The sequence below is a fragment of the Roseofilum sp. SBFL genome (assembly GCF_017746885.1).
In the GTDB taxonomy this organism is placed as follows: Bacteria; Cyanobacteriota; Cyanobacteriia; order Cyanobacteriales; family Desertifilaceae; genus Roseofilum.
On the sequence record NZ_JAGHZH010000013.1, the window covers coordinates 33,847 to 42,399 of the forward strand.

General features: G+C 43.8%; 3 protein-coding genes. All 3 read right to left on the minus strand.

Going from position 1 to position 8,553, the window contains the following annotated elements; translation table 11 throughout:
* Positions 1-67: 67 nt before the first annotated feature.
* Entirely contained in the window at positions 68-2,842 is a 2,775-nt protein-coding gene (locus J7545_RS01040; RefSeq protein WP_318698850.1) for an ATP-binding protein, read from the minus strand.
* Positions 2,843-2,899: 57 nt separating this feature from the next.
* Positions 2,900-8,296 carry an AAA family ATPase gene (locus J7545_RS01045; RefSeq protein ID WP_318698851.1) on the minus strand — a complete coding sequence of 1,799 codons (5,397 nt, stop codon included), beginning with the start codon at positions 8,294-8,296 and terminating at the stop codon, positions 2,900-2,902.
* A 138-nt stretch (positions 8,297-8,434) separates the two neighbouring features.
* Complete coding sequence (locus tag J7545_RS23840) at positions 8,435-8,545, minus strand: hypothetical protein (protein WP_413039277.1); 111 nt, start codon at positions 8,543-8,545, stop codon at positions 8,435-8,437.
* Between the last annotated feature and the right edge of the window lie 8 nt (positions 8,546-8,553).

The following is an 8,553-nucleotide window of genomic DNA, read 5'->3' on the forward strand; positions in this document are numbered from 1 at the left end:
AGGGTTTCACCCCCCTTTTTCCGAAAGTGACAGAAGAGGGATAGATAATGCCAGTTTTCATAAAAATTTATTTTAAAGCATCTTTTTGGGGAATTAAGTTCAAAACTTTGTCATATTCAAAGTTTTGAAAACAAGTCGATATCGCCTCGGACAAAGCAGTATTCTCTTCAGCAATAGCCCGAACTACTTCAGCCATTTTCTGTTGGTTACCTGTGAGGGTAGCTTGGCGCAATTGCTGCTGCAATTCTGCTGAAAGCGCCTGAATATTTTCTGCTGTTAGTGCTTCAAGTATCGAAGGCTTATTTTCTATCAGGAAGACTGGCTCTTCATAAACATAACCCACACCTAAATGCTCTTCCATCACTTTGAATATTTGCTCTTCTCGAAAGGGTTTACGTAGGAAATCATCGCATCCTGCCGATAAAACGACTGCCCGTTCTTCTTCCAAAACGCTGGCTGTCAGGGCGATAATTGCCGTTGCTTGTCCTTGAGTGGTTGCTTTAATTTTTTGAGTGGCCTCAAACCCATCCATTACAGGCATTCGCATATCCATCCAAATCAGATGAGGTTGCCATTGTTCCCAAATTTCTATAGCTTCTTTGCCGTTACTGGCTTGTTGCAACTCGAAGCCTAAGGGATTGAGCAAATGGATTAAAAGCTGCCGATTGACAGACTTATCGTCAACAATCAGAATGCGATAGCGAGGTTGACCGGGTTCTAGGGCGATAATACGACGTTGAATATTTTTGCTTTCTATTTCACTCTCAGCAACCTCTTCTACTTTAAGCTCAAAGCTAAAAACGGTTCCGGCTCCCAATTTAGACTTAACGTGCATCTCCCCTCCCATCAGTTGTACAAATTTACGGCTGATGGACAGTCCTAAGCCCGTTCCTTCTTGGGCATATTTGCCACTTGCGGTTTGCGAGAACGCTTCAAAAAGCTGGTCAAGTTCTTCTGGGGCAATTCCCGGCCCGGTATCTTCAATTTCAAAATGTACTGTTATCCCTTGATTATTGGTGAGTGACTGGTGGGTTGGTCGGATACAAATCCCTCCTTCTGAAGTAAATTTCAGGGCATTGTTAATGAGATTAATCAGAATTTGCCGAAGTTTGACTTCATCGGTGCGAATATAGCGGGGAAGATTTTCGGCCCGTTCCAATAATAAGTACAAGCCTTTATCGGCTGCTTTGAGTTGGAACATATCGTGAATGTCGTCGAGAAGGCGATAGAGGTCAAAATTATTCTCGTTTAGAACGATACGCCCGGCTTCAATTTTGGAGAGATCGAGGACATTATTAATTAATGTCAGGAGATGTTCGCCACTGCGGTTAATAATGCTGACATTTTGTTGTTGTTCTGGGGGTAGGGTTTGAGAGCGAGTCAGGATTTGCGTGAACCCGAGAATGGCGTTGAGGGGCGATCGCAACTCGTGACTCATGTTGGCGATAAATACACTTTTTGCTTCGTTCGCCACTTCTGCTTTTTCTTTCGCTTGCTCTAGTTCGGCAGTTCGTTGCTGTACTTTATGTTCGAGTTCTTCCTTACTTTTTTCTAAAGCCGTGAAAAATTCCTGTAGTTGTTGTGCCATTCGATTAAAAGATTGAGCTAATATGGAAAATTCACTGATTTTGGATGGCTGAATCGTTTGGCTTAATTCACCATTCGCGATTGCTTCAGAAGCTCGACTGAGATTAAAAATAGGTTTGGCAATCCAACGGGATGTATAAACCCCCAATATTAAGGCTAATAAGACAGCGAGGGCAGACAGTATAATCGTCGTTCTAGTATTGGCATAAATTTTTGCCATGAAGTCTTTTTCTGGAATGACAATCGCCACTAGCCAATCTATTCCCCAAGAGTCTTTCCATACCGTAACGCTCATAAACTGCCGACCATCTTCTGTCTCAAATTCAAGCTGTCGATTATCTTGAATCGCATTGAAATTTCCGAATTTTTGTAATACGAATTTTGCCGACGCTGTAACTAAAGGCTCTTGGCTATCTATAATGTTCAATCGTTGAGGCTTCCCCTCCCTTAAGATAAAACCTTCTTCAGAAGTAGAGTTGGCCACAATTAATCCCTTACGATCGATAATGAAAATTTCAGCAGATGGACTAAGTTCAAGCTTTTTCAAGAAATCGCTAATATTAGATAAACGCTTTTCAATCGCAAGAACGCCAATAATATTTTGGTTTGAATCGCGAATCGGAAAACTAGCAGCAATACTGAGAGGATATGGATCAGTTTCCCATTGATAGATAGAAGTCCAAAGCGGTTTTTTGTGCTGGATCGCTTCTGCATACCAAGCCTCTTTCTGAAATTGATTGATATAGTCTGGATCGGTTGCAAGCAGATTTTTTTGATTTCCTTGTCCGTCTGCTTCATAGATTTTAAAACGGCGATCGCTGCTCTGACTATCAATTTGGTTTATTGTAATTCTACCGTCGTCAAAATGCTCTCCAACTGAAATATGATCCTGGTTGATACTGCCAAACAAGAAAAAGCCTAATTCCCCGTCTCGCACTTCTCTCCTTTTCCAAAGATAGCGACCAATTTGTTTAAGATTGTTAGGATTGAGGATTCCCTGAGAAAAAGCATCGGCATTTTCTTGTACAATGATTTTAGATGTATTCAAGTATTCCTGGAGATGTTGTTCGATCCTTTCATTGGCTTCTGCTTGTAATTGAAGAGTTAGATGTTCAATTGCCTTTTGGCTATTATGGAAAGAGAGATAACCGATTACTCCCACAAGGGCCAACATTTGCAAAATGAAGGGAACTAGGAGAATAACTTGTAAAGAGATTTGATTAGAGTTTTCGTTTTTTTTGCCAAATATATTCATGACTCTATATTTTGAATTGGTGACCTAGAGATGTCCGACATTATTGGTTAAAGTCTGCTAATGAACTGGTAAAGAAATGGTAAACTCCGTACCTTTATCCAACTCTGACTGACAAGAGAGCACCCCACCGTGTTTTTCTTCGACAATCTGACGGGCGATCGCCATTCCCAACCCCGTACCTTTACCCACCGCTTTAGTTGTAAACCCTTGCTCGAAGATGCGCCGTTTCACCTCTTCTAGCATCCCCATGCCATTATCGGCAATACAAATGGTTACTTCTTGTGCCGTGGCAAAGGTGGTAATCTTAATTTGATTGGCAATCTCGTCAAAACTGCGTTCCTGATTCTTTTCATCTAAAGCATCGATCGCATTGGCAATCAGATTCATAAAAACTTGGTTTAGCTGCCCCGCATAGCATTTTAATACAGGAATATTGCCGTAATTTTTTACAATTTTAATAGCCGGTCGTTCTTCGTTAGCTTTGAGGCGATATTTGAGTATTAATAGGGTGCTGTCGATACCTTCGTGCAAGTTAAAGGAGACTTTATGTTCTTTGTCCGTGCGCGAAAAAGTCCGTAAAGACCGGCTGATATGGCGGATGCGATCGCATCCCGTTTGCATCGATGCAATGAGCTTGGGAAAATCTTCGGCAATAAAATCGGGATCGAGGTCTTCGATATCTTCGGCTATTGACTCGGGAAGGGACGCATTTTCTTGATAGAGAGAAAGGATTTCCAGCAAATCCCGCAAATGTTCTTGCGCTACACCAACATTCCCACCGATAAAGCCGACAGGATTGTTAATTTCGTGAGCAACCCCCGCAACCAGGGTTCCCAAAGTTGCCATTTTTTCATTCTGAACCAATTGCAACTGTGCCTGTTGTAAGTCTTTGAGTGCCTGTTGTGCCTGTTCGTAAAGCCGCGCATTGGTTAATGAAATCGCTGCTTGAGCGCAGAGGGCATCTAATAACTCTACGCGATCGCGGGTAAAAGCGTCCGCCATTAGCGTATTTTCCAAGTAGAGAATGCCGATTAAATTTCCCCGTTCGAGTAGCGGCAAACAGAGTAAACTTTGAGGAGAAAAGCACAGTAAATAGTTATCGGCGGCAAATCGAGCTTGTGCGGTCTTGGCATCTAAAAGAGCGGTTTCTGTCGTGTGTCGGACATAATTAATCAATCCGGCAGGCAAATCTGGATAGTTTTCAAGGAGAATGGATTGATGCAGGGAATCGAGTTTTAACTCATTTTCCGCATCGGTGCGAGTCGCGATCGCTTCTACAGTTAATCCTTGTTCGTTACTTAATAATAATGCTCCTTTAGTTGCTCCGGCATTTTCGAGGATAATCTTTATGAGGGTGGAAAGCAAGCGTTCGATTTCGATTTCTACTGAAAGAGTTTGAGAGGCTTTCAATAAAGATGAGAAATCGAGAAGGGAGGAAAGATTGGCGAGAGTTGCCGTTTGGGTCTGAGAATTACTGGTAATTTTAGAAATGCTTGCACCTGAAGATAAAGACTTGCGATCGCGCAGCAACCTATCTTGTTGCAAAATTGGCTTTAACAGTTCGGGATAGCGTGTTTCGAGGTCTTGGACTTTGGCCTTAGCTCCCCATTGAGAATAACAATAGTAGGCTTCTTGCATGTGAAGTGCGGCAAATTTTTCTTTGCCCCAGTCGAGATAAAATTTAGCAGCGAGTTCGTTAGCGAGGGCCTCCTCTTGGATATATTCGTTTTCTTTTGCTCCGGCGATGGCGCGATCGTACAGTTCCATCGCCAGAAGACGATCTCCACTCCAACGGCAAGACTCTGCTTCCAACAATTGAGATTTGTGTTGTAGGTTTTGCGAACCATACTGCGATAATTCTTGAAGTTTGCATTTATTTTCGCTGATTTTGGTTGTCTCTTTAAATGAGAGGGCAGTGGGTTCTGCGCTTAACAGAATAGCGGTATCGTAGAAATAGAAACAAGGAACCAAGGCCATGCCCGTGATGCCATCAAGATGTTCTCGGGCGATGTTGGCATAAGCAATTGCTTCGGCGATCTGATTCCACAGATAGGCTAACAGCATTTTGCTAAAAGCAAAGATAAAGATTCCCGTGCGATCGTTATCCTGACGATACGCTTCAAGGGCTTGCTCTTCTGCAGCAATCGACGATAACAAAAGGAGCGAAGTTGATGAGGGTTCGACGAGTTTTCCCGTTAATGCGGCTAAGGGGTCGAGCCAACCCTTGATTCCCAGTTGTTGAATGGACTTAACAGCACGAACGTAGCTATCGATCTCTTTGTGAATATCTCCAAGATCGATCCCACACAAAAATTTATGACTGCAATAGCAGTAGGCAGAGAGCGCCGCATTTTGCAGATCCCCCATTTCCAGACCCCAGTGATAGGCATTTTGCAAGTCTGCGAGAGTATCCCGGCAGGGGTCGTGCCAATGTTTTATAAAGCCGTTAAATAGGACGTAAACTAAGGATTTAATTTCGAGAGTTTGCAGGGTTTCAAGGACGGCCACAGCCAGTTTGCCAAACCGATAGCCTTTTTCGATTTCTCCCCTTTCCCCGCAAAGGAACAGACCATAGGTCGCATAAGCATCGGCAGAAGTCGAAGTGTTGCCATATTGCAAACATAGATTGACTTGTCGCGCCACGCCTAACATTAATAGTTCTGGATTGGCAATATACATGGCGAGCCCGACGATGGTAATCATTCGTATGGCTGCTTCTTTTTTGGGATCGCTCATGCGATCAAAATGAACCACCTCTTCAATGACAATTTTTTCCAATAAGACATCATTTTCAGCAAAAGCCTCATCAATTTGCGAACTCGTTACTTGTTGGGGCAAGTGAATATCGAGATTGCCCAAAAAATCCAAACCCAATTGAATGGCATCGTTAAGTTGATTTTGGGAGATTGCCGCTTGCACTTTAATTTCGCAGACTTTGACGCGATCGAGCAACGTTTTCGCATTTTGCATGACGATGGAAGCAAAGTATTCCATCTGCTCGATATCGCCATTGAGATAGTTGACTTCTGCTGCCAATTCGTAAAGGGCTAGGGTTAAACAATCGCAGTTCGATCGGCCATCGCGAGAAAGCCAATCGATGCCTGCATTCAAATACTCAACTGCAGCAGCGTAGGCTGTCGATGCTTTGGCTTTCTGTGCAGCTTTGAGATTTAATTCTGCCAATTCCTGACGTTCTCTTGACTGGCAAATTAACTCAACGCCATAATTCAATTGATTGACAATATCGAATAATTTTTCTTCTCTTTGGCTGTCTGGCGTATTAGTCAACAGCAGTTGACCGATTTTCAGATGAGTCGTCTTTTTGTCAAGCTCGGCAATGAGAGTATAAGCGGCTTGTTGCACGCGATCGTGGAGAAATCGATACTCTACAACTACCATCTCGCTTTGAGGAGACTCTATCTCGCTTTGGAAGAACTTGTAGGCTTCGCTGATGGGTAAAACGATACCTTCTTGAAGTGCGCTCCAAATTTCCGCAGCGACTTCTTCCAAGGAACTTTCCCTCACTATCGCCAAAGTTTCCAAGTCAAACTGATTGCCAATACAAGCCGCTAACTTTAATGCGGTTTGCGTAACTTCGGGTAACTTTTGCAAGCGTCCCGCTATGAATTCGACCACGTCATCTGTGAGAGCTGCATCTTGCACCTTCACCAAATCGCATTCCCAATATCCCAAGCGATTAAATACAATCAGTTCATCTTTATACAGCCCTTTCAAAAACTGGGTGGTAAAGAAAGGATTGCCTTGGGTTTTGCAATAGATTAACTCGGTTAAAGGAGCGGCTAGCTCCATCTTGCAACTGAGGGTTTCGGCCACTAACTGATTGATATGATGTTGGGCTAAGGGAGTCAGGGCGATAGTTGAAATAGCAGCTTCTTGTTTTTCCAACTCGGCCAAGGTCAACATCAGAGGATGGGCTGGGAAGACTTCGTTATCTCGATAGGCACCTAACAGCAGTAAATACCCGGTATTGTTCTCCCTCATCAAGACTTTCATCAGGTTTAACGAGGCAGAATCTGCCCATTGCAGGTCATCGAGAAATATGACGAGAGGATGTTCTTGGCGGGTAAAGACGGCAATAAATTTCTGAAACAGAAGGTTAAAACGGTTTTGGGCGGCACTCCCGGATAGTTCTGGGACGGGAGACTGCTGGCCAATGACGCTTTCGAGTTCGGGTATAACATCAATGAGAACTTGACCGTTATTGCCGACAGCAGCAAGGATTTTGTCTTGCCAATCGGCCAACTCGGCATCAGATTGGCTCAGGAGTTGGTCGATTAAGTTACGGAAGGCGATGACGAAGGCAGAAAAGGGAATATTGCGATTGAATTGGTCGAATTTTCCTTGGATGAAGTATCCTTTTTGCCTGGTGATGGGTTTGTGGACTTCGTTGATGACAGCCGTTTTGCCAATGCCGGAAAATCCAGCAACGAGCATCATTTCGGTTTTTCCTTCAGCGATTCGCTCGAATGCTGCCAGTAGAGTCTCTACCTCTACTTCTCTTCCGTAAAGTTTTTCCGGTATGAGGAAGCGATCTGCAATATCCCTACTTGCTAACTCAAAGGCTTCTATTTTGCCAGTTTCTTGCCATTGCTTGAGACTCTTTTCCAGGTCAAATTTTAATCCCAAGGCACTCTGATAGCGATCTTCGGCATTTTTAGCCATTAGTTTCATGACTATCTGCGAAACAGCTAGGGGAATTGCCGGGTTGGATGGATTGGGTTGAATTGATGCTGGCGGTATGGGCTGTTGTGAAATATGACAATGGACTAACTCTATGGGGTCATTGCTGGTGAAGGGCAAGCGTCCTGTTAGCAGTTGGTATAAGGTGACTCCCAAAGAATAGAAGTCGCTACGATAGTCGATGCCTCGATTCATGCGACCGGTTTGTTCTGGGGAGATGTAGGCTAGGGTTCCTTCTAGAATGTTGCAATTGTAGATTTCCTGAGCTTCCCTTGATAGTAGAGAGGCGATGCTAAAGTCAATAAGTTTAATGTTTTTGGTCTCTGGTTGAATGAGAAGGTTGGCGGGTTTGATATCTTTGTGGATGACTCGCTGGCGATCGAGTTCCTGTAAAATATCAGCCAGTTGAATGGCAATTTGCAAGCAGCTTGTTAAGTCTAATGGCTCCTTTTGTGCTAGGGCTTTGTCGAGAGAGATAGCGCCCTCTTCGGGCATAACCAAGGCGTAACCATTACCATAATGCTCTAAGCTTAAAGGCATCACAATGCCAGGGTGATTGAGATTTTGGGCAATAGCATACTGATTGCGAAGTTGTACGAGTTCGCTAAAATCCGGGTATGGGTTACGCAACAATTTGATGGCTACTTTTAGAGAATCGGAAATCCTAATCCCGCGATAAATCAGGGTGCGCTCTCCTTCGTATATGCTTTCTCTTATTTGATAACCGGGTAACTCGGGTAACTTGGAGGGCATTGGGAGCATTTGTCTGGTACTTCTGGTTGGGCTAACATCATACCCATTATATTCATCTCAATCTAGTGGAGCGATCGCCGCTAATATGCGATCGCGATCTCATCTTTGGGGTATGGTATGCAATCTAGAATCGACGGGCTAGTTGCCGATGGGTATGGAGATTTCCAACTCAGTGCCTTTACCCAATTGAGAAGTACAGGTAATCTTACCGCCATGTTTTTGGGCAATGATTGATTTAGCGATCGCCATTCCTAACC

Excerpts from the sequence above, each read along its gene's own strand:
- J7545_RS01040 (WP_318698850.1), bottom strand. The coding sequence starts at position 2,842 with ATGAATATATTTGGCAAAAAAAACGAAAACTCTAATCAAATCTCTTTA.
- J7545_RS01045 (WP_318698851.1), bottom strand. The coding sequence starts at position 8,296 with ATGCCCTCCAAGTTACCCGAGTTACCCGGTTATCAAATAAGAGAAAGC.
- J7545_RS23840 (WP_413039277.1), bottom strand. The coding sequence starts at position 8,545 with ATGGCGATCGCTAAATCAATCATTGCCCAAAAACATGGCGGTAAGATT.